The sequence below is a fragment of the Bradyrhizobium altum genome, assembly GCF_020889705.1.
Classification (GTDB): Bacteria; Pseudomonadota; Alphaproteobacteria; order Rhizobiales; family Xanthobacteraceae; genus Bradyrhizobium; species Bradyrhizobium altum.
Genome location: NZ_JACMYP010000169.1, coordinates 1 through 20,043, shown reverse-complemented (window position 1 = coordinate 20,043; position 20,043 = coordinate 1). Strand labels below are relative to the sequence as shown.

Sequence of the window (20,043 nt, the reverse complement as noted above, 5' to 3'; positions counted from 1 at the left end):
TGTTCGGCCGCGGCGGAATGGGGCGCGGCCTGCTCGGCGGCCTGGCTGCGGGCTTCCTTGGTGCCGGCCTGTTCGGCATGCTGTTCGGCGGTGGCCTGTTCTCGGGCCTTGGCGGCCTGTCGTCGATGCTCGGCTTGCTGCTGCAGATCGGCCTGATCGTGCTGGTGGTCCGGCTCGCGATGTCGTGGTGGCAGCGGCGCAATGCGCCAGCCGCCGCCTACGCGGGTGGACCCGACGTCGGCCCCGGTCCGCAGGCCAACGCCCGTTCGGGCTTCGGCTTTGGCCTCGGCGGCGGATCGAACGCGCCGGTCGAGATCACACCTGGTGACTACGAGACGTTCGAGCGGTTGCTCGGCGACATCCAGGCCGCGTGGTCGAACGAGGACATCGCGAAGCTGCACACGCTCGCGACGCCGGAAATGGTGTCGTACTTCTCGAAGGATCTCGAGGAGAACAAGGCGCGCAACGTCACCAACAAGACGTCCAATGTGAAGCTCTTGCAGGGCGATCTCGCGGAAGCCTGGCGTGAAGGCGACAGCGAATATGCGACGGTCGCGATGCGCTACGCGCTGGTCGACACCATGCTGGAGCGTGGCACCGGCCGCCAGGTCAGCGGCGGGCAGCCGGAGGAGATCACCGAGGTCTGGACCTTCGTGCGGCAGCGCGGCGGCAATTGGGAGCTCTCGGCGATCCAGCAGACCAACTGATCGATTGCCTGACATGACAACACAAGGCGCCGCGGCATCAACCGCGGCGCTTTCGTTTTGTGCGCTTCATTCGCGTGTCGCGGCCGGAATATCCGGACGAGCAGCGGGTTGATGTCAGCGGACCATAACAACCATCGGGAGGAAGAGATGAAGAACATTGCGCAAATTGCGGTTCCTGCCTGTCTTGCGTTTGTCGTCATCGCCGCGCCGCCGGCCGCGGCGCAGACCGCTGACACCAGCTTCTTCGTGACCAGCAACGGCATCGGCAATGGCGGCAATCTCGGCGGCCTCGCCGGCGCCGACAATCATTGCCAGACCCTGGCGCAGGCCGCGGGTTTCGGCGCGCCGAAGACATGGCGCGCCTATCTCTCGACCCAGGCGACCGATGGCCAGGTGGCGGTGAACGCGCGCGATCGCATCGGCAAGGGCCCGTGGAAGAATGTGAAGGGCGTCGTGGTCGCCAAGGACGTCGCCGATCTGCACAGCGCCGGCAACAATCTCACCAAGCAGACCGCGCTGTCCGAGAAGGGCGACGTCATCAACGGTGCCGGCGACACGCCGAACCGCCACGACGTGCTGACGGGATCGCAGGCCGATGGTACGGCGTTTGCGGCCGGTGAGGACCGCACCTGCAAGAACTGGACAAGCAGCACGCAAGGCGCCGCCATGGTCGGGCATTTCGACCGCAAGGGCCAGCGCGACGACGAGCCGTCAAAATCCTGGAACACGTCGCATCCCTCGCGCGGTCCTGACGGCGGCTGCTCGCAGGCCGACCTGAAGAGCACCGGCGGCGACGGCCTGCTGTACTGCTTCGCTGCTAACTGAGAGGGTCACGAACAGAGATTGAGCGGCGGTCGCCTGGCGCCGCCGCTCATCGTCTAACCATCGTCTTGGCGGCCGCGCTCAGCTCTTCTTGCGCTTGCCGGCCTTCTTGACGGTCTTCTTGGCCGTCTTCTTTTTCTTCGCGGTTTTCTTCTTCGCGAAATAGGCCTCGACCTTCTTCGAGGAATGTCCGACCTCGGCCACCGCGGCCTTGAGGCGGGCAGGGGTCACCTTGAACTTCTTCGACCAGTAGCGGACCTCGTAGGGCTCGCTGATCGCGATCCGGGCGCGGTCGGCGGCCATGTGCCGCTGCTCCTTGAAGTGGGCTTCCACCTTCCTGGCGGAATGCCCGACCTTCTTGACGGCCGCCTTGAGCTTTGCCGGAGTGACCTTGAACTTCTTGGACCAGTACGCAACTTCGTAGGACTCGCTCAACGCGATCAGAGCGCGATCTTGTGCGCCCCGCTTCTTCTTGTTGTCCGCCATAAGTTGATCCTTCATCGAAGACTCGATGCTGGAACCTTAGCAGTGTCCGCGCAGTTCGGACAGTCGCGCGGTGCGCGGTGGACGATCTGACCGTGGCACGGCTACGATCACCGTGAAGCAAAGTGATGCGGTGAAGTTTGTGGAGGTAAGTGCATGCACTATCAGCTTTACTACTGGCCGATGATCCAGGGCCGCGGCGAATATGTCCGCCTCGCGCTCGAGGATGCAGGCGCCGGATATACCGATGTCGCGCGCGGCAAGGGCGGCACCGGCGCCATGATGAAGATGATGGACGCCCACAAGGGCACGCCGCCATTTGCGCCGCCATTCCTCAAGGCCGGCCAGTTCGTGATCGGGCAGACCGCCAACATCCTGCTCTATCTCGGCGCGCGCCATGGCCTCGCGCCGAAGGCGGAGGCGGGAAAGCTCTGGGTGCACGAGTTGCAGCTGACCATCGCGGACCTGGTGCTGGAAATCCACGACACCCATCACCCGCTCGGTCCATCGCTGTATTATGAGGACCAGAAGGCGCCGGCGAAGAAGCGCACGGAAGAGTTCTGGAAATCGCGAGTGCCTAAATATCTCGGCTATTTCGAGGATCTTGTGCGGGCCAATGGCGGCGGCTTCGTCACCGGACGCCGATTGACCTACGCCGACCTGTCGCTGTTCCAGATCGTCGAAGGCCTGCGCTATGCGTTTCCGAAACGGATGGCGGCATTCGAGAAGAAGGTCCCGCGCCTGATTGCGCTGCGCGACCGCGTCGCCGAGCGGCCGAACATCAAGACCTATCTGGCCAGCGAGCGGCGGATTCCGTTCAACGAGGAGGGGATCTTCCGGCGCTACAAGGCGCTGGATTTGTGATCGCCTGTGCGCAGTCCTGCTGTTCTCGTCATGGCCGGGCAGAAGCGCGAAGCGCGTCTTCGCGCTAGATGATCCGGCCATCCACGTCTTTGTCTCCAGATGATGGATGCCCGGGTCAAGCCCGGGCATGACGGATGTGGCGGTGAATTCTATCGATTCCGCCCGTCCACCGGCGTCATCTTGATCTTCGACAGGTCGATGCCGTCGATGCAGTTGACATTGAGCGCGACGATGTCGGTGCCATCGGGTTTCTTGCCGCGCGCGAACACGTCGACGCCGCAATCGACGCAGAGCTGGTGGCGGATCGCATGGCGGTTGAACAGATATTCCTTCAGGTTCTCGGCGCCGGCGCGAAGCTGGAAGCTCGATGGCGGCATGAACACGAAGTGCAGGCCCTTCTTGGTGCAGATCGAGCAGTTGCAGGCGGTCACCATGGCCATGTCGGTGGTGCATTCGAAGCGGACCTGGCCGCAATGGCAGCCGCCGGTGTAGGTCTTGCTCTCTGCCATGATGGTCCCTCACCACAGTCCGGGCACGAGGCGATAACGCACCCGCGCCGCATAGTCGGCATAGCCTGACAACCCCGCCATCAGCGTGCGCTCCTCGATCCCGGTGCGGAACGCGAACATCGCGAAGAACACCGGCGCGAAGGCCAGGCCCCACCAGGAGCCGAGCGTCAGCGGCACGCCGATGAAGAACAGCATCACGCTCGCATACATTGGGTGGCGGACCAGCGCGTAGGGCCCGGTCGAGATCACGTGATGGTCGCGCTCGGTCTGCACCTTCACGACCGGCGCGGCGAACGAATTGGTGCGGAACACCCACAGGATCAGCGCGGTCGAGGCCAGATACAGCACCAGGCCGAGCACGATCAGCAGCACGCCGGCATTGGCGCCGCCAAACCGGCGATCGAGGCCCATCGTGACGAACCACAGCACGGCGATGACCAGGAACACCAGCATGAAGCGCTTGTCCTCGGCGGGCTGGCCCTCACGCGCGGTGAGCCGCATGCGCTCGGCCAGCAGGCCAGGATCGACCTTGGCAAGCCATAGTCCGCAGGCCGGGCCGATCAGCGCCGAGGCGATGAGGTAGGCCCACGCGCCGGGCCAGTGCAGCGTGCCGGCGAAGCCAAACAGCAGCGCGGCCATGGCGAGGACGAACAAGGTGTTCTGCAGGAGGAGCTTTGCGATCATGGGCGGGCTCCGTGATTCCAGCCGCGATTATCGCACCCTTTTTCCGGCAAACATGCGACCGCATTCATCAACTTTCGGAGCAGGCCGGTGTTCCTGCGCCGCGACTGCATCGTCTCTGCATTGACAATCGTATAAGCAATAGCTTATACATTTTTATGACCGCAGCCATGCAACTGACCAATGTGCTCAAGACCCTCGCGGACCCGACGCGGCGGGCGGTGTTCGAGCGGATCATCCGGGAAGGGGAGATCGCCGCGACCGGGCTGGTGCAGGGCTCCAAGGTGTCGCAGCCGGCGGTGTCGCAGCATCTGCGCGCGCTGCGCGATGCCGGCCTCGTCGCCGAGCGGCGCGAGGGCCGGCACATCCATTATCGCGTCGCGCCGAAGGGGCTCAGCCCGCTGATCGACTGGCTCGGCCATTACGAGACGTTCTGGGCCGAGCGCTTCGCAAATCTGGAACGGCTGTTGAAGGAGAGTGAGTGATGGGTGAGACGCACGCGATCACGGTGGAGAAGGTGCTGCCTTATGCCGCCGACAAGATCTGGCGGACGCTGACCACGAGCGACTTGCTGATGAAATGGCTGATGCCGAACGATTTTCAGCCGAGCGTCGGACACCGCTTCAATTTCCGCACCAAGCCGATCGGCGATTGGGACGGTGTCGTGCATTGCGAGGTGCTGGACTGCGATCCGCCGCGCCTGCTGCGCTATTCCTGGAAGGGGGGCGCCGACACCAATCCGGAATTCGGCTCGAAGCTCGACTCGGTCGTCACCTGGACGCTGACGCCGGTCGAGGGCGGCACGCAGATCCGCATGGTGCATGACGGCTTCGTGTTCCCCGGCAACCGCTATGCCTTCGACATGATGGGCCCGGGCTGGGGCAAGATCGTCGATGCGATCGGACGGGTCACCGCGGAAGCCTGACGGATCACTCGTTCTTGCCGCGCCGAACCGTGATCGAGGCGTCGGTCCGGTTGCGCGTGCATTCGAGGTTGAGGCGGCGGTAGCGCATCGTGATGGTGTTGCCGCGCAGGATGCCCATGCGCTTCAGGCAGCGCGAGGTGCCGGTGGCGGCGTCGTCCTTCGGCACGGTGAAGACCAGCGCGGTGGCGGAGCCGACCAGGTTGAAGAACTCGGGCTTCATCTTGCGATCGGTCTTGGCAAAGAGCTCGATCGAATAGTCCTTGCCGCGGCAGCCGAGCGACAATTCCTTCGCCGCCGGATGTGTGAGGTAGGTGATGTTGGCGGCGCTGAAGTTGACCTTCAGCCCGTCGATCTGGCCGGCGAGCTGCTTGGCAATGTCCTCGCAGGGATCGGCATGCGCAGGCGCTCCGGCGCAGGCCGTCGCCAGCGCGATCAGCGCGGCCGGCATGAAAGAGCGGATGCTCAAGGCAAAGCGTCGGCGCAACGGTGCTGTCACGAAATACCCCCGCGGTATGAAAATACGCGAAGCTACATGCAGGCTCCAGCGGGGCGCGTCAATATGGCCGGTTCGTCAGGATGCGCACTTGCCGTCCTGCGCCTTGGAGGCTCCGGCGGCGCGGCGCTCGCAATCATTGCCGTAGGTTTTGCCGTCGCAGCCGCACACCGGCTTGAAGATCTTGTTGCAGATCGTCGGCCGGAACGCGCAGGTGCCGGTCTGGTCGGCGCGACCGCATTGTCCCGGCTTGAACTGGCAGAACTGGCCGCTACGGCTGCATTGAACGCCGGCGAGGCCGCCGCACGGTCTGCCGAGGCGGGCCGCATCGGCACCGGTCGGGACCGCGATCAACAAGGCCAGCGCCGCGAACCAGATCAAAAGCGCTGTCTTCATGATGATCTCCTGACGGCTTCCTTGCCGGTTTCGCGGATCGCTGAAGCGTTGTGGCAACCAGAGATTACGGAGGGATGAAACATAGCACGCGGATTGCTGGTCCCGCGCATGGCTGGAAGGCGGCCGGCTTCCCTTTCCTTTGTCCGAAAAAGGCTTAGAACGGCTCTACATTGCCGACGGCCCCACGGCCGGACCGGCCTTACGAACCCGACCTGCAAGCCAAAGAGCAGCTCATGAACGCCCCCTCAGCCTTCCCCGACCAGCAGAAGCCCGTTCCGCCCTACAAGCACACCCCGCTGTTCCCGCTGGGTGCCGACAGCACGCCCTACAAGAAGGTGACGAGCGATGGCGTCCGGGTCGAGAAGGTGTTGGGCAAGGACATGCTGGTGGTGTCGCGGGAGGCGCTGCGGGCGCTGTCCGAGGCCGCCTTCGGCGACATCAACCACTATCTGCGGCCGGGCCATTTGAAGCAGCTGCGCTCGATCCTCGAGGACAAGGAAGCCAGCGACAACGACAAGTTCGTCGCCTTCGACTTTCTGAAGAACGCCAACATCGCCGCCGGCGGCGTGCTGCCGATGTGCCAGGACACCGGCACCGCGATCATCATGGGCAAGAAGGGCTGCAACGTCATCACCGACGGCGACGACGAGGCCGCGCTATCCGAAGGCGCGCGCGACGCCTATCTGCGCCGCAACCTGCGCTACTCGCAGGTCGCGCCGCTGTCGATGTATGAGGAGAAGAACACCGCCAACAACATGCCGGCGCAGTGCGAGATCTACGCCGAGGGCGACGATGCCTACAAGTTCATGTTCATGGCCAAGGGCGGCGGCTCCGCCAACAAGAGTTTTCTGTTCCAGGCGACGCCCTCGGTGCTGACCAGGGACCGGCTGCTTGCGTTCCTGAAGGAGAAGGTGCTGACGCTCGGCACCGCGGCGTGTCCGCCGTATCACCTCGCGATCGTGATCGGCGGCACCTCGGCCGAGCTCTGCATGAAGACCGTGAAGCTTGCCTCGGCGCGCTATCTCGACGCGCTGCCGACCCACGGCTCGGCCGACGGCAACGCGTTCCGCGATCTCGAGATGGAGCAGGAAATCCTCAAGATGACGCAGTCGCTCGGCGTCGGCGCGCAGTTCGGCGGCAAGTATTTCTGCCACGACGTGCGCGTGATCCGGATGCCGCGCCACGGTGCCTCGCTGCCGATCGGGCTCGGCGTCTCATGCTCGGCGGACCGCCAGGTGCTCGGCAAGATCACCAGGGACGGCGTCTATCTCGAGGAGCTCGAGCACAATCCGGCGCAGTATTTGCCCGCGGTCGAGCAGTCGCTCGGCGGCGAGGTCGTCAAGATCGACCTCAACCAGCCGATGAAAGAGATTTTGGCAACGCTGTCGCAATATCCGATCAAGACCCGCGTCTCGATGACCGGCACCATGATCGTGGCGCGCGACTCCGCCCACGCCAAGCTGCGCGAGCGGCTGGAGAAGGGCGAGCCGCTGCCGGACTATTTCAAGAACCATCCGGTATACTACGCGGGTCCTGCCAAGACGCCCGATGGCTACGCCTCCGGCGCGTTCGGCCCGACCACCGCCGGCCGCATGGATTCCTTCGTCGACCAGTTCCAGGCCGCGGGCGGATCGATGGTGATGGTCGCCAAGGGCAACCGCGCGGTCGCGGTGCGCGAGGCCTGCAAGAAGCACGGCGGCTTCTATCTCGGCTCGATCGGCGGGGCGGCGGCGAACCTCGCCGAGCACTGCATCAAGAAGGTCGAGGTGGTCGAGTATCCCGAGCTCGGCATGGAAGCGATCTGGCGCATCGAGGTGGTCGACTTCCCGGCCTTCATCATCATCGATGACAAGGGCAATGACTTCTTCAAGGAATTGAATCTGGGTTGAGGATCCGGGTTGAGGGCAACAGGCCTCGACGGATTCTCCAGAGGCTGGGTCGCCGTCAGCATCGACGGCGACCAGCGCACGCTTTCCTTTCACGGCGATATTGCGGACGCGCTGGCGCGTCCGTTCGATCGCGCCGGGATCGATATCCCGATCGGCATGACCGATGACGGCCAGCGCGATTGCGATCGTCTGGCCCGCGCGCGGCTGCGTCCGCACACCTCGCGCGCTCTTCACCGGCGCACGGCGCTGGCTGTGGCAGGAGTTTCGCGATCCCGACGCGGCGAACCGTGAGGCGCTACGCCGCGGCCAGACCCGCGTCTCGCGCCAGCTCTGGCACCTCGGCAACAAGATCATGGAGGCCGACGCGTTCGTGCGCGCGAACCCCGCACGCGACATCCGCGAGGTGCATCCCGAACTGGTGTTCCTGCGGCTGAACGGCGGCACGCCATTGCCGCGCAAGAAGTCGGAGGAGGGCGATGCGCTCCGCCGCAAGCTGCTGAAGCGATCAGGCTTTCGCGAGATCGATCGCTGGCTCACCGAGACGCGGATCGGCACCGGCGCGAAGCGTGACGATGTGCTGGATGCCAGCGCGGTGGCTTTGGCTGCTCATCAACCGAGCGGCTGCGTTCCCGAGGGACCGCAGCCGCTGGATGCGCATGATCTGCCGATGCAGATCTGGTTCTAAAGCGTTTTCGAGCGAAGCGGACACCGGTTCGCGTGAAACGCGTCAAAACAAAAGCTGGAGCGGTTACGCCCGCGTGCCGGTGAAGGGGAAGCTGCCCATCGGGCCGATGCCCATCTCGCCGGAGATGCCGTCGCCTGCGACCGTGCCGGAGAATTCGAGCGTCAGCGGCATCGGATTGGTGATGGAGACCTTCCAGGCGACGCTGTCGCCGTTCACGGTGCCGTCGAAGATTTCAGTGGAGTTGCCCTCGGCACCCTGCGTACCGATGAGCGTGCCGCCCGAGCTCGCCAGCGACAAGGTCGCCTTGCGCTCGCCCATCGGCGTCGTCATCGTGAGATTCCAGTTTCCGTCCACCGCCATTGATGTCTCCCCTCCGGTAAAAAAGCGTGCGCGGGTATAGCCTATCTTGGCGCGCGCGCCTAGTTCGCGGCTGCGGCGATCAGGCGCGGGCGGCGGCGCGCAGCCGGTTGCCGACCAGGAAGCGGAAAGCGACGTACTGGATCGCGAACGCGGCGATCTTGGCGCCGACCAGCACCACCGACACGTAGAACGCCCACAGCTTGATGTCGCCGGTCGCCGCGATCGCGATGGTGCCGGCGGCGAGGATGAACATCAGCCCGGCCCAGGCATAGCCGGCGAGGGTGGCGTATTCCGGAATGGTCTCGGTCACGATCGGCGGCAGATAGCGCAGCATCCAGCCGCGCTTGAGCATGATCGCGCCGATCGCGATGTGGCCGATCGCGGGCTTCGCCAGCACGAAGCGCGGATCGTTGGTGAGCAGCGTCGCGCCGCCGAGCACGATCACCAGCCCAAGGCTCGCCCAGGTCATGTAGCCGAGCGCCTGTCCCTTCACGCGCGCATAGACCACTTGCGCAATCGCACCCACGATCGCAACAGCGGTGGCGATCAGGACATTGTCGGTGGCGAGGTAGACCACCAGGAACACAATGGTGGAGAGGAAGTCGCTCGCGAGCCTGGCAAATACGCTCTTCATTGTCGTGGTTTCCGTTGCCTCGGGCAGGATGATCGTTGTGATGTTGTTGTTGCAGCGTCTAGCGTGACGGCAGCGCACCAGCCGGCGACGTCCCGTACTTGGCTGCGCGATATTGCGGATACCAGCGGGTGAAGCACACCGCGGCGTTGCGCGCGGCGAAGGCGATCAAGAGGCCGGTCCACAGCGGCAGGGCCGGCACATAGAGCACCGCGATGTTGCCGATCAACATCAACAGCGTCGCAGCGGTCCAGGCTCCGGTGATCAGGTAGTTGGCAGTGAGGAAGCCCGGCTGCTTCGCGATCTCGGCATCGACCTGCTCGAGCGCATATTGCCGCGTGAAGGGATGGCCGATCAGGATCGAGGCGAACGACACCAGCAGGATGCCGGCATCGACGGCGATCTTCACCGCGATGGTGCTTGGCGTCGCATCGACGAAGGTGAGGTAGCTGCCGACCGTGGCGAACACGATCACCGAACCGACGCCGAGGATCTTGATGCTGCGGCCGCGCGCAATATCGAACGCGATGACGCCAAGGCAGATCAGCGCGGCAGCGAGCAAACTCACCGTGGCCGAGGTCACCAGCATCAGCGTGGCGAAGGCGCCGTAAGGGGCGAGGATCAGGAAGATCGTCATTGGGAGCCTCGAAGGCTGATCTTTACATCGTAAAGATACGCTAGAGGCGGGCAGAGGGAGCGTCAAGCGAAATCTTTACAGTGTCAAAATCGTGATGTGATCTCGAGAAAATGAGTGAATTCAGATTGATATCTAAGCGATCGTGGGTCGTTTCTTATATCGCCAGCCATCATGGCCGGGCTTGTCCCGGCCATCCACGTCTTTCCTTCAAGACCCAACAAATACGTGGATGCCCGGGACAAGCCCGGGCATGACGAGTGGAGGGACTGGGTATTCTCACGCCTGGAGTGACGCGCACCTACTCCGCCCCCACCCAATTGCCGTGGAATCCATCGGGCACGCGGTGGCCGAGATGAACCAGCGCGGTCGGGCCAGCCTCGACGTCGGTGGCGTTGAAGACGGCGAGGTCGCTGCGGTTCTCGCGGGCACGCCAGACCACCGCGAGCAGCCAGCCGTCGCCTTCCTTGGCATCGGCGCCGCGCTCGACGAACACAGGCTCGGAAATGGTATCGCCGGCGGGCAGGAGATAGTGGCCGAGCCGCTTGCCACGGCCGTCGACATGCACGATGCCCGACAGCGCACCGAACATCGGCAGATCGGGGTTGGCGCAGGCGTACCAGCCGTGATTGCTCGCAAATCCTGCGCGGCGATCGTCGACGCGGGGGAATTCGCCGGTGAGGTCGTCGAGATAGGTCTGCGTGAAGCGGTCGGTGTTGCCCGATAGGTCGAAAGTCCAGCGGCAATAGCGCGCGCGGTTCTTTTTCGGGTCGGTTTGCGAGCCGTCGGGATGGTTGAACAGCGGCGCTTCCTCGAACTGCATCACGTCGGCGATGATGCGGTTGCCGTCCTCCCACGCGTTCATGACGTGGAAGACGTAGCAGGTCTCGGCGCGGAACCAGACGATGTCCTTCGATGCGCCGCTGCGCTTCATCACGCCGACATAGGCGCCCTTCTCGGGCTCCCAGGCGTAGGGCGCCTGTCCGCGCATCGCGCGCTGCATGCTGCCGGTGATCGGCAGGATCGGAAACAGCACGTGGTTCTCGGTGACGATGAAGTCGTGCACCATGCTGGCATAGGGCGCCTCGAAGCGTTCGAACCGCGTCACCACGCCGGATGAGCTCACCGCGCCGAACGACAGCGCCGGCGTCAGCGGGCCCGCGGCGTTGTAGCCGAAGAACACCATCTCGCCGGTGACCGGGTCGATCTTGGGATGCGCGGTGAAGGGGCCGGAGATCGCGCCCTTGTAGTCGCAATAGCCGAGGCGATTGAGCGTGCCGGGCTCGATCTCGGTCGGCAAATGGCCTTCCTCGAGCGCGAGCAGGCGGCCGCCATGGAAGATGATGTTGGTATTGGCGACGCCGCCGTCGGTCGTGATATCGGCAGGGACGTCCGGCAGCTTGCGGCCGAAGCCGCCGAACAGCGCGCGGCCGGCATCGTGCTCGGCCTGCCATTTCGGGGTGCGGACCCAGCGATTGCGATAGCTGGCGCGGCCGTTCTCGAGATGGAAGGCGTGCAGCATGCCGTCACCGACGAACCAGTGCGCGCCCGGCACATTGAACTGCGGATTGGGGCCGTTGCGGTACAGTGTGCCGTTCAACTCGCGCGGCAATTCGCCTGTGATCTTCAGAAACGGCGCGTCGGCTTCAAATGGAATCGGCGCCAGATTGGTTCGCGCCGTGTTGGATGTGACCTGATCGAGCATTCCGCATCTCCCTGCATTATAATCTTTACATCGTAAAGATATCAGTAGGAGTGACGCCGCCGATCGTCAAGCAAAATCTTTACAGTGTAAAAATTGCGACATATAAGGGCCGCATGGCAAGATTATCCAAAGAAAACAAGGCGACTCGTCCAACACGGGCTCCGACCCGCCGGGTTGCGCGTGCCGCCGATCGCTCGGCACCGCGGCGCCGGACCAATGACACGCCGTATCATCATGGCGATCTGCATGAAGCGCTACTGAAGGCCGCGGAGCGCGTGCTCGAGCGCGATGGACTGGCGGGACTGACATTGCGTGCGGTGGCGCGCGAGGCCGGCGTGTCGCACGCCGCGCCCACGCATCATTTCGGCGATCTCACCGGATTGCTCAGTGAGCTCGCGGCGATCGGCTTCCGGCAATTCGGCCAGGCGATGGCAGCGGCGGACGCTTCAGCGGCGACGACGCCCGAAAAGGGAGTGGCGAGCGCCAAGGCTTATGTCGCCTATGCGCAGGCGCATCCCGGCATGTATGGGCTGATGTTCCGCAGCGAGCGGCTCGATCATGAGCGGCCGTCGCTGCACGAGGCGTCCGAGGCGTCGTTCGCCGGGCTGACCCGCGGCGTCGGCGCCAGCCGACATGAGCAGATTTCCAAGGAGTCGCTTTCATTGGACCAGGCGGCCGCGATCGCGTCGGCCTGGTCGCTGGTGCATGGCTTTACCATGCTGTTGCTCGACGGCCGCCTCAAGACGATTCTGGATCGGTCGCCCGAGGGCACATCAGTGGAAGCGTTGTTGACCGCGATGCTGCGTTTGTCTGCGGGCCGCCTAGCGCGGCCGTAACCGATATTGCGCCTGCGGGGCGGCTTCTAGCGTTTCGTCAGCGACGTCGAGCGGCCGCTCTGGCCGATCGTCTTCACCTGGTCCGCGCCGCATTTGAAATCGCGGGCGAAATAATCGGCGGCCTGCCGCGCCAGCTCGTTGGCGTTGGGGTTGGCGGCAACGTCGACATAGGCGACGTGACAGACCTCGCCCGGCGGCAGCCGCGTCACGGCGAGCATCGCCCGTGACACCGGGCTGCCGCGCTTGTCCTGCTCCCTGCTGTCGGCGATCTGCCAGCGCTGGATGATCGCGAAGGGTTTGTTGCCGGCGGCACGCCATTCGACCGTATCGCCGGTCGAGCTGAACGGGCCGAACCAGGCCTGCGCCGCCGGTTCCCTGGCTGCTGCCGCGCGGTTTCGGCCCACCGAGACCACTTCGCGCAGGTCGCCCTCGTTGATCAGCACCACAAGGCCGGATTTTCCCGGGCAGACCCGCGTGGCGCTGCCGTCCTCCTCGTTGGGCTTGCCGATCATCCGGCAGGCCTTCGGCGCGGTCGACGTATAGCTGCTGTTGATCGTTTGGGCGCCAGCCTGACCAGGATTTGCGCTGGCGAGCGCCACAACGATTGTTGCAAAAGCAGGGTATTTCATCGGGGGAAACCTGGGATCCGGACGTTACTTTGTGTCTGACATATGCAATCTGGGGAAGGTTCAACAGACACGCGGGAAACACCTGACAGGCGCGCGGAATCGTCCTAGAAGGGCGGCTTCGCAACTTCTGTCGCGTGCACCTTGCGTGCCTTAGCCTCGATCGTCATGCCCGCATCATCATCGCAAAAGCCCTATCGTGTCGGCCGTTCCCGTACTGGCCTTGGCCTTTTCGCCACCAAGCCGATCAAGAAAGGCACCAAGATCATCCGCTATTTCGGGCCGCTGCTCGACTCGAAGAAGAAGGATGAGGACGCGATCGAGAACAAATATCTGTTCGAGCTCACCAACCGATGGACCATCGACGGCTCGATCCGCGAGAACGTCGCCCGCTACATCAACCATGCCTGCAGGCCGAACGCGGAATCCGACGTCAAGCCGCGCAAGCGCAAGGTCTTCATCCGCGCCATCAAGGACATCGAGCCGGGCGACGAGATCAACTACGATTACGGAACCGACTATTTCAAAGCCTATCTGAAGCCGATCGGCTGCAAGTGCGATGCCTGCGAGAAGAAGCGCAAGAAGAAGCGCGCGGAGGCGAGGGCTGAGCGGCTGCGGCTGAAGGAAAAGGCCGAGCGGAAAGCCAAGCGTGAGGCCGAGAAGCTCGCTGAAATGCGGGCGAGGCAGAGGAAGGCCAGTGCGAAGAAAGCTGCCAAAGCAAACGGCAAGCTCGGCAACGGCAACACGTCGAATGGCGCGGCTCTGAATGGCAACGGCCTGAACGGCAAGGCTCTGAATAGCAAGGCTCTGAATAGCAAGGCCTTGAACGGCAAGCACCTCAACGGCCACAGCCTGACGGCCGCGGCCGGCAAGCGGGTGGCCCCTTTAAAGCGCGGCGCCGCGCGCGTGCTGCAGGCCTGAATTCCGAAACCGATCCGGTTCGACGATCGTCATGACGCGCGCGCCGAATGGCGGGTGGGACGCGGCAGATAGGCGCATTCGGCGAGCGTGGTTCCGTCGAGCTCGCGCATGAAGGCCTCGCGGGCCGCCGCGAGCCTCGCCTTCAAGCGGCAGCGTGGTAGCAGCACGCAATCGCCGCCATCATCCCTGAAACATTCCACCAGTGCGCTGCCGCCTTCGAGCGCGCGCACCACCTCGCCGAGCGTGATCGCCTGCGGGGGGCGCGCCAGCGAAAATCCGCCGCCGGCGCCGCGCTGGGTCGCGATGAAGCCGGCCTCGGCGAGGTCGCGCACCACCTTGGCGAGGTGATTGCGGGAAATGCCGAACTCGGCCGCGATCTCACTTGTGGCAAATGAGCGGTCCGGCTCGCCGGCCAGCCGCATCAGCGCGCGCAGCGCAAAATCCGTGAATGATGTCAGGCGCATGGAAGCCCTTCGAAATCAGCACTTGGCGGATCCGCTATAGCACTCTAAATAAGCATTTAAAATACCGATTTAGGATGTGAGGCATGACAGGAGCAGAGCGCCGCGAGCAGATCACCGCCGAGATTGTCGCGCGGACCGGGATCACCGAGGCCATGATCGAGCAGCTGGTGCACGGCTTCTACGCCAAGGTCCGCAAGGACCCGATGATCGGGCCGGTGTTCGAAGCCAGGATCACCAATTGGGAGCCGCATCTGGCCCAGATGTGCGCGTTCTGGTCGTCGGTCGCGCTGATGACCGGGTGCTATCACGGCACGCCGATGGTCAAGCACATGAAGCTGCCGGTCGATGCCGCGCATTTCGACCGCTGGCTCGAACTGTTCGAGGCGACGGCGCATGAACTGTGCCCGCCGGTCGCGGCGCTTCATTTCATCGAGCGCGCGCGGCGCATCGCCTCGAGCCTCGAGATGGGCGTCGCCAGCGGGCAGGGCGTGCTGCTCGGGGTTGGCGAACGTTACAGGCGAAGCGAAGCAGGCGACACCGCAACGACTTTGTAGGGTGGGTAGAGCGCAGCGAAACCCACCCCCTGCCGCGGAACGAAGCCGATGGGTTTCGCTTCGCTCTGCCCATCCTACGCAGCTGTCATCGCCCGCGAAAGCGGGCGATCCAGTATTCCAGAGACGCCAACGATTGATCCGATGGGCCGCAGCGTACTGGATACCCCGCATACGCGGGGTATGACAGCGTTGTGTTGGCTGCCGTTACGCCGTCACCACGCCCTGGCTCTTCCGCAAGCCCATGTATTGCAGCTCGGCGAACACGCCGGTGGCGATCGCCCGGGCGAGGATCACGATGATGCCGAGCAGGTTCGGCGACACTGCGCCCGAGAGCAGCAGCGCGATGCTGGCAAGCGTCCAGGCCGCATTGCCGGCGACCACGAGGATCACGGGTCCTTTCGGCAGCGAGGTTCGCGCGCCGAGCCAGCCGACCAGCGCGGTGTAGGCGATCAGGAAGAGCCCGGTCTCGCGCAGCAGCGCTTCCGGCAGGCCGAGCAGCGAGGCCAGCGCGCCGGCGTCGAGCACCATCGCGATGGCGGATACGCCGCTGAACACGGCATCGGCAAGCAGGGCGCGGCGCAGCAGCTGGGACGAATGGATCATGGCAGTGTCTCCTCGGGTTGGGATGGGTTTTCAGCGCATCAGGGACTGCAGCTGACGCCACAGGCGGAACGGGCACAGCGCCTTGCCGACCCGCATCTCGACCGCATAGACCTGCGCGAACACGAACATGCTGGTCGCGTGCACGAGCGGCTGGGGCATGTTGAGCGAGCGCGCGACCAGCCAGGTGGCCAGATGGACCAGCCACGGGATCAGGACGGCGAAGGCGCGGATAAGGGACAGCATCAGCATGGTCATCTCCTGTGCCGTGGAAGATGAGCCGGCCCGCGCGCCAATTCGATTACCTCAGGCGTAATGGAACGGGCGAATTTCGCATGGTAGGTTTTGCACCATGAACGCACATGCATCCATGGCGCGGGCCGAGCCCGCAAAACCCGTCCTGATCGGCGAGCACCTGCGCGAGTGGCGGCAGCGCCGCCATCTCAGCCAGCTCGACCTTGCCGTCGATGCCGAGATCTCGGCGCGGCATTTGAGCTTCGTCGAGACCGGCCGCTCGGCGCCATCGCGCGACATGGTCCTCAAACTGGCGGAGCGCCTCGACGTGCCCCTACGCGAACGCAACGTGCTGCTGGTCGCCGCGGGGTTCGCACCCGCATTCCCGCAACGCTCGCTGGAGGATCCCGCGCTGAAATCGGCGCGCGAGGCGATCAACCTGGTGCTGAAGGCGCATGAGCCCAATCCGGCGCTGGCCTATGACCGGCACTGGAATCTGGTCTCCGCCAACCGCATGGTGGCGCCGTTGCTCGAGGGCGTGCCGCAGCGGTTGCTCGGGCAGCCCTTCAACATCCTGCGGCTGGCGTTCCACCCGGAGGGCCTCGCGCCGCGGACCGTGAACCTGGCCGAATGGGCAGCGCATCTGTTGGAGCGGCTGCATCGGCAGTGCGAGGCAACGGCTGATCCGGAGCTGCTCAAGCTCTATCAGGACCTGAAGTCCTATCCGATCCCGGCGCGGGCCGCCCCGATTACCCCCGACAACAACGTCGCGCTCCCGTTCAAGCTCCGTCTCAATGGCGAGATATTGAGCTTCATCTCGACCACCATGGTGTTCGGTACCCCGGTCGACATCACGCTGCAGGAACTGGCGCTGGAGACCTTCTTCCCGGCCGACGAGCCGACCGCCGAGCGGATGCGGCAGATGGCAGCCAGTATGAAATAGCGGCTTGTCTCGGGACGCTTTCGGCCTACTTTTGGGGTTCCAATTCCGCCGGGAACCCTGCCATGAGCGATCTGAAGCCGCTTCGCCTCGATATCGTCTCCGACGTCGTTTGCCCCTGGTGCTACATCGGCAAGCATCGCATTGAGGATGCGCTCAAGCTGGTGCCCGATGTGCCGGTCGAGGTGCATTGGCGGCCGTTCTTCCTCAACAATTGGGTGCCGCGCGAGGGCATCAGCCGCGAGGAATATCTCACCGCCAAGTTCGGTTCGGTCGACGCCTACAAGGGCATCGCCGGCCGCGTGGTCGCCGCCGCCAATGAGGAGGGGCTGACCTACCATCCCGAACTCGTCAAGCGGCAGCCCAACACGATCGACTGCCATCGCCTGATCCACTGGGCCGAGGCCAAGGGCAAGGCGGCCGAGATGAAGCAGCGGCTGATGGAGCTGTATTTCCGGGACGGTGGCGATCTCACCGACGCCAATGTGCTGGTGCAGGCGGCAGCCGATGTCGGGCTCGACGCCGACGACGTACGCAAGCGTCTTGCCACCGACGAGGATGTGGCGCTGGTCTCCGCGCAAGCGCAGGAAGCATCCGAGAAGGGCATCTCCGGCGTGCCGACCTTCGTGTTCGCGCAGAAATACGCGGTGTCCGGCGCTCAGCCGGCCGAGCAGCTCGCCCGGGCCATCCGCGAGGTCTCGGCCGAGATCAACGCGCAGGCGGCCGAGTAGTCCGCAATCGTTCACGAAAGCCCGGCGCATGCCGGGCTTTTTCGTTTGCCCACACGATCCATCGGAAACAACCAGGGAGACCATCATGATCTATGAGCTGCGCACCTACACGGTACGTCCAGGGACCGTCGGCGAGATGGTGAAGGCGGCGAGCACGATCTCGCGCGACATCCGCGCCGACAATTTCGGCAAGCTGGAAGGCTACTGGATCACCGAGATCGGGCCGCTCAATCAGGTCATGCACATGTGGAGCTACGCCGATCTCAACGAGCGGGCCCGGCTGCGTGCCGAGCTTGCGAAGAACCCGCGCTGGACCGGCGAGTACATTCCGGCGATCCGTCCGCTCTTGGTGCGCCAGGAGGTCCGGCTGCTGAATGCGATCATTCCGCCGGTGGCGCCTGCCACCAAGGGCAACATCTACGAATTCCGCAACTATCGCGCCAAGCCGCTCGGCGGCGTCAAGCAATGGCTCGATCTGATCACCGGCGTGCTGCCGGAGCGCGAGAAATATTCCAAGATCGTCGGCCTCTGGCACACCGATTCCGGGCAGCCCAACGAGGTCTGCCACATCTGGGCCTATCCCGATCTCAACGCCCGCGCCGCGGCGCGCGGCGGGGCGATGAAGGATCCGGCCTGGCTGGAATTCCTGGGCAAAGGCACGCAGCTGCTCGAGGAGATGCACTCGACCATCATGCTGCCGGCCCCGCATTCCCCATTGCAGTAATGCAGAGGATGGTTGGGCCGGGCGTACAGCGGCAGAAAGCCTCACCCGATGTTTCCATCAGATGAAGCTTTCCAGGCAAGGGCATGCGCTGCCTGAGAAACAGCGCGCCGCAACGCTAAAAGGGTCAGCTGACACCAACCTGACGGCGGGAACTTATTGTTTCTTGATGTGTCTGCATGGCTACGAAAAGGTAAACCATTGGTCGCGGTGAAGGAGGCGAGCTCGGTGCGCCGTTGTGCCGGGCTACCCGGCGCATTACGAGAGCCAGGGCGGCATCAAGTCGCGTGATGCCGCTTCGTCCAGCACGGTGAACTGGTTCGAGCCATCCTCGAACGCCGTGACCACGTCCGCGAGCCGGTCGAGCTCGGCAAGGGCGTCGACCTTCAAGACCTTGCTGGCCGGTGCAGCGTCGCGCCAGCTATCCCAACCAGACATTTGCCGGTTCGTCAGCGACAGCAGGTCGCGGTAGACGTTGACGTGAAGAAACCACAGACCGGTGGCCGCGCCATGTCCGAAGGCTCCGGCAGCCATCGCGTTGCTCCTCGCCAGCCGCCAGGCCTGCGATGCCGTCAGAAACGCATCGCGGGGCAGGTTTGCGCCGTCGAACGTGATCCGCAGTTGGTCAATCTGAAGTGCATCGAGCTGCGCGTCGGCCTGCAGCCAGCGCTGGTCGCCGGGTGACCAATATTCGCAGATCCAATGATCATGATAGATGTCGTCACCAATGTAGGTCGCAAAGCCGCAGCGGACCCGCGCCGGGACCGATCGGCTTCGGAGCATGCTGCACAGCAGGAGCGCGTAGTCGCGACAGGTGCCGAACGTGCGGCTGCGCCGCGGGCGTGCCGCGGTGAGCGATCCGGCGAACGACGCCTGGATCAGCTTCAACCGATCTGCGACCGGTTGGGTTTGCCGGACCATCGGGAAATCAAGCGGAATGCCGTATCGCTCGGCCCAGGCGACGTGGATGATCAGCCCCGAGACGACCTCGCACAGTCCGGAGACCGTCGCGGGCAAATCGTCATACGCACCGGCCAACTCGCCGGGGTCGGTCAACTTGTCCTGCCGGACGTAGCATTCTTGGATCGTCACGTTGCCGCCCGATCACGACGTCATCGGCTCGAGGCCGTCATGCGCAGCCTATCGATCCGCGCGGGCTCGCGTAAGGGGGACCGTGTTATCCGGGCTTGCCGCGCCGGCTGCGGATGAAGTGGACGGCGCCGCGCGCGGCCTCGTAAGCGAAATTGTTCAGGGTCAGCGCGGCATGAACGGCGCCGACCAGCGGATCGTGTCGCCTCAGCGGCAGCAGCACGTCGCCGATCGCGAAACGGCCGCGCCAGATCGGGTCGATCATGGCATGGCCGGGCGCCGCGGTGGAGTCGGCCGAATTGATCGCTGGATCGGCGCAGAGATGGCGCGTCAGCTCCAGCGTCAATTGTGCGCCCGGCGAATGCTTCGCAAAGCGCTCGTCGATGCCGATCTTGAAGAAGAAGGCGCGGTCCTGATGGCGCACCACGATGCCGCCCGCAACCGCCGTGCCGCCCACATGCAGCATGACGATCTCGCAGCGGCCGGTCTCGGCCAGCGCCGACGTCGCGCGGCGGATGAAGGCGGCGTCGCCGGCATGCTGGC

General features: G+C 64.4%; 29 protein-coding genes. 14 read left to right on the top strand and 15 right to left on the bottom strand.

Annotated elements, in window-relative coordinates; genetic code table 11:
* On the top strand, nucleotides 1-707 hold a 707-nt coding region (locus tag H8B02_RS31820), incomplete at its 5' end, for a Tim44 domain-containing protein (protein WP_229169842.1).
* Nucleotides 708-854: 147 nt separating this feature from the next.
* On the top strand, nucleotides 855-1,532 hold the full coding sequence (locus H8B02_RS31815; protein WP_229169841.1) for a lectin: 678 nt from the start codon (nucleotides 855-857) through the stop codon (nucleotides 1,530-1,532).
* A 78-nt stretch (nucleotides 1,533-1,610) separates the two neighbouring features.
* On the opposite strand, the gene H8B02_RS31810 is transcribed toward H8B02_RS31815, so the two are convergent.
* On the bottom strand, nucleotides 1,611-2,015 hold the full coding sequence (locus H8B02_RS31810) for a DUF3606 domain-containing protein (RefSeq protein ID WP_229169844.1): 405 nt from the start codon (nucleotides 2,013-2,015) through the stop codon (nucleotides 1,611-1,613).
* A 153-nt stretch (nucleotides 2,016-2,168) separates the two neighbouring features.
* Between H8B02_RS31810 and H8B02_RS31805 the strand changes: the two genes are divergently transcribed.
* Nucleotides 2,169-2,876: a glutathione S-transferase gene (locus tag H8B02_RS31805; RefSeq protein WP_229169840.1), complete on the top strand. Its 708-nt coding sequence runs from the start codon at nucleotides 2,169-2,171 to the stop codon at nucleotides 2,874-2,876.
* A 149-nt stretch (nucleotides 2,877-3,025) separates the two neighbouring features.
* Here the strand turns inward: H8B02_RS31805 and H8B02_RS31800 are convergent, their stop codons facing one another.
* Both H8B02_RS31800 and H8B02_RS31795 read right to left on the bottom strand, forming a co-directional pair.
* The gene (locus H8B02_RS31800) at nucleotides 3,026-3,385 is read right to left on the bottom strand and encodes a GFA family protein (RefSeq protein ID WP_229169839.1); all 360 of its coding nucleotides are present in this window, start codon (nucleotides 3,383-3,385) and stop codon (nucleotides 3,026-3,028) included.
* Nucleotides 3,386-3,394: 9 nt separating this feature from the next.
* Nucleotides 3,395-4,069: a methyltransferase family protein gene (locus H8B02_RS31795; protein ID WP_229169838.1), complete on the bottom strand. Its 675-nt coding sequence runs from the start codon at nucleotides 4,067-4,069 to the stop codon at nucleotides 3,395-3,397.
* Nucleotides 4,070-4,224: 155 nt separating this feature from the next.
* Between H8B02_RS31795 and H8B02_RS31790 the strand changes: the two genes are divergently transcribed.
* Both H8B02_RS31790 and H8B02_RS31785 read left to right on the top strand, forming a co-directional pair.
* Entirely contained in the window at nucleotides 4,225-4,551 is a 327-nt protein-coding gene (locus H8B02_RS31790) for an ArsR/SmtB family transcription factor (protein WP_050421144.1), read from the top strand.
* Nucleotides 4,551-4,991, top strand: coding sequence for an SRPBCC family protein (locus tag H8B02_RS31785; RefSeq protein WP_229169837.1), 441 nt, complete (start codon nucleotides 4,551-4,553; stop codon nucleotides 4,989-4,991). The genes H8B02_RS31790 and H8B02_RS31785 overlap by 1 nt, the downstream gene beginning before the upstream one ends.
* 4 nt (nucleotides 4,992-4,995) lie before the next feature.
* Here the strand turns inward: H8B02_RS31785 and H8B02_RS31780 are convergent, their stop codons facing one another.
* Both H8B02_RS31780 and H8B02_RS31775 read right to left on the bottom strand, forming a co-directional pair.
* Nucleotides 4,996-5,439: a hypothetical protein gene (locus H8B02_RS31780; RefSeq protein ID WP_229169843.1), complete on the bottom strand. Its 444-nt coding sequence runs from the start codon at nucleotides 5,437-5,439 to the stop codon at nucleotides 4,996-4,998.
* 123 nt (nucleotides 5,440-5,562) lie between these two features.
* A complete protein-coding gene (locus H8B02_RS31775; RefSeq protein ID WP_229169836.1) occupies nucleotides 5,563-5,880 on the bottom strand; it encodes a Kazal-type serine protease inhibitor family protein in 318 nt (105 codons plus the stop codon).
* Between the two features lie 233 nt (nucleotides 5,881-6,113).
* Here H8B02_RS31775 and H8B02_RS31770 point away from each other — a divergent pair, with 233 nt between their 5' ends.
* From H8B02_RS31770 to H8B02_RS31765, 3 genes are read left to right on the top strand one after another with little or no spacing between them, the layout of a single operon-like run.
* Nucleotides 6,114-7,769, top strand: coding sequence for a fumarate hydratase (locus H8B02_RS31770; RefSeq protein WP_229169835.1), 1,656 nt, complete (start codon nucleotides 6,114-6,116; stop codon nucleotides 7,767-7,769).
* Nucleotides 7,770-7,778: 9 nt separating this feature from the next.
* Nucleotides 7,779-8,060: a DUF429 domain-containing protein gene (locus tag H8B02_RS48195; protein WP_283842268.1), complete on the top strand. Its 282-nt coding sequence runs from the start codon at nucleotides 7,779-7,781 to the stop codon at nucleotides 8,058-8,060.
* On the top strand, nucleotides 7,948-8,454 hold the full coding sequence (locus H8B02_RS31765; protein WP_312001399.1) for a DUF429 domain-containing protein: 507 nt from the start codon (nucleotides 7,948-7,950) through the stop codon (nucleotides 8,452-8,454). The genes H8B02_RS48195 and H8B02_RS31765 overlap by 113 nt, the downstream gene beginning before the upstream one ends.
* Before the next feature lie 63 nt (nucleotides 8,455-8,517).
* Here the strand turns inward: H8B02_RS31765 and H8B02_RS31760 are convergent, their stop codons facing one another.
* From H8B02_RS31760 to H8B02_RS31745, 4 genes are all read right to left on the bottom strand, one after another.
* Nucleotides 8,518-8,814 carry a hypothetical protein gene (locus tag H8B02_RS31760; protein ID WP_229169833.1) on the bottom strand — a complete coding sequence of 99 codons (297 nt, stop codon included), beginning with the start codon at nucleotides 8,812-8,814 and terminating at the stop codon, nucleotides 8,518-8,520.
* 79 nt (nucleotides 8,815-8,893) lie between these two features.
* Nucleotides 8,894-9,448, bottom strand: coding sequence for an inner membrane-spanning protein YciB (locus H8B02_RS31755; protein WP_212310026.1), 555 nt, complete (start codon nucleotides 9,446-9,448; stop codon nucleotides 8,894-8,896).
* 58 nt (nucleotides 9,449-9,506) lie between these two features.
* Entirely contained in the window at nucleotides 9,507-10,082 is a 576-nt protein-coding gene (locus H8B02_RS31750) for a hypothetical protein (RefSeq protein WP_229169832.1), read from the bottom strand.
* Between the two features lie 298 nt (nucleotides 10,083-10,380).
* Nucleotides 10,381-11,784 carry a carotenoid oxygenase family protein gene (locus H8B02_RS31745; RefSeq protein WP_229169831.1) on the bottom strand — a complete coding sequence of 468 codons (1,404 nt, stop codon included), beginning with the start codon at nucleotides 11,782-11,784 and terminating at the stop codon, nucleotides 10,381-10,383.
* Nucleotides 11,785-11,897: 113 nt separating this feature from the next.
* Here H8B02_RS31745 and H8B02_RS31740 point away from each other — a divergent pair, with 113 nt between their 5' ends.
* The gene (locus H8B02_RS31740; protein ID WP_229169830.1) at nucleotides 11,898-12,620 is read left to right on the top strand and encodes a TetR/AcrR family transcriptional regulator; all 723 of its coding nucleotides are present in this window, start codon (nucleotides 11,898-11,900) and stop codon (nucleotides 12,618-12,620) included.
* Between the two features lie 26 nt (nucleotides 12,621-12,646).
* Here the strand turns inward: H8B02_RS31740 and H8B02_RS31735 are convergent, their stop codons facing one another.
* The gene (locus tag H8B02_RS31735; RefSeq protein WP_229169829.1) at nucleotides 12,647-13,249 is read right to left on the bottom strand and encodes a hypothetical protein; all 603 of its coding nucleotides are present in this window, start codon (nucleotides 13,247-13,249) and stop codon (nucleotides 12,647-12,649) included.
* 165 nt (nucleotides 13,250-13,414) lie between these two features.
* Between H8B02_RS31735 and H8B02_RS31730 the strand changes: the two genes are divergently transcribed.
* Complete coding sequence (locus H8B02_RS31730; protein WP_229169828.1) at nucleotides 13,415-14,167, top strand: SET domain-containing protein; 753 nt, start codon at nucleotides 13,415-13,417, stop codon at nucleotides 14,165-14,167.
* A 29-nt stretch (nucleotides 14,168-14,196) separates the two neighbouring features.
* Here the strand turns inward: H8B02_RS31730 and H8B02_RS31725 are convergent, their stop codons facing one another.
* Entirely contained in the window at nucleotides 14,197-14,631 is a 435-nt protein-coding gene (locus H8B02_RS31725; RefSeq protein ID WP_229169827.1) for an RrF2 family transcriptional regulator, read from the bottom strand.
* A gap of 83 nt (nucleotides 14,632-14,714) precedes the next feature.
* On the opposite strand from H8B02_RS31725, the gene H8B02_RS31720 reads away from it, so the two are divergent.
* Nucleotides 14,715-15,185 carry a group III truncated hemoglobin gene (locus tag H8B02_RS31720; protein ID WP_229169826.1) on the top strand — a complete coding sequence of 157 codons (471 nt, stop codon included), beginning with the start codon at nucleotides 14,715-14,717 and terminating at the stop codon, nucleotides 15,183-15,185.
* Nucleotides 15,186-15,389: 204 nt separating this feature from the next.
* Here the strand turns inward: H8B02_RS31720 and H8B02_RS31715 are convergent, their stop codons facing one another.
* The gene (locus H8B02_RS31715; RefSeq protein ID WP_229169825.1) at nucleotides 15,390-15,788 is read right to left on the bottom strand and encodes a hypothetical protein; all 399 of its coding nucleotides are present in this window, start codon (nucleotides 15,786-15,788) and stop codon (nucleotides 15,390-15,392) included.
* Between the two features lie 30 nt (nucleotides 15,789-15,818).
* A complete protein-coding gene (locus H8B02_RS31710; RefSeq protein ID WP_229169824.1) occupies nucleotides 15,819-16,043 on the bottom strand; it encodes a hypothetical protein in 225 nt (74 codons plus the stop codon).
* Nucleotides 16,044-16,137: 94 nt separating this feature from the next.
* On the opposite strand from H8B02_RS31710, the gene H8B02_RS31705 reads away from it, so the two are divergent.
* From H8B02_RS31705 to H8B02_RS31695, 3 genes are all read left to right on the top strand, one after another.
* Nucleotides 16,138-16,962, top strand: coding sequence for a helix-turn-helix domain-containing protein (locus H8B02_RS31705; RefSeq protein ID WP_229169823.1), 825 nt, complete (start codon nucleotides 16,138-16,140; stop codon nucleotides 16,960-16,962).
* Nucleotides 16,963-17,024: 62 nt separating this feature from the next.
* A complete protein-coding gene (locus tag H8B02_RS31700; RefSeq protein ID WP_229169822.1) occupies nucleotides 17,025-17,690 on the top strand; it encodes a DsbA family oxidoreductase in 666 nt (221 codons plus the stop codon).
* Between the two features lie 85 nt (nucleotides 17,691-17,775).
* Nucleotides 17,776-18,414 carry an NIPSNAP family protein gene (locus tag H8B02_RS31695; RefSeq protein WP_229169821.1) on the top strand — a complete coding sequence of 213 codons (639 nt, stop codon included), beginning with the start codon at nucleotides 17,776-17,778 and terminating at the stop codon, nucleotides 18,412-18,414.
* Between the two features lie 255 nt (nucleotides 18,415-18,669).
* Here H8B02_RS31695 and H8B02_RS47870 read toward each other — a convergent pair whose 3' ends face one another.
* Nucleotides 18,670-19,503 (bottom strand): transglutaminase domain-containing protein, encoded by an 834-nt coding sequence (locus H8B02_RS47870; protein ID WP_229169820.1) that lies wholly within the window; start codon nucleotides 19,501-19,503, stop codon nucleotides 18,670-18,672.
* Nucleotides 19,504-19,588: 85 nt separating this feature from the next.
* Nucleotides 19,589-20,043, bottom strand: a 455-nt coding sequence (locus H8B02_RS31685; protein ID WP_229169819.1) for a GNAT family N-acetyltransferase, incomplete at its 5' end; no start/stop codon positions are given.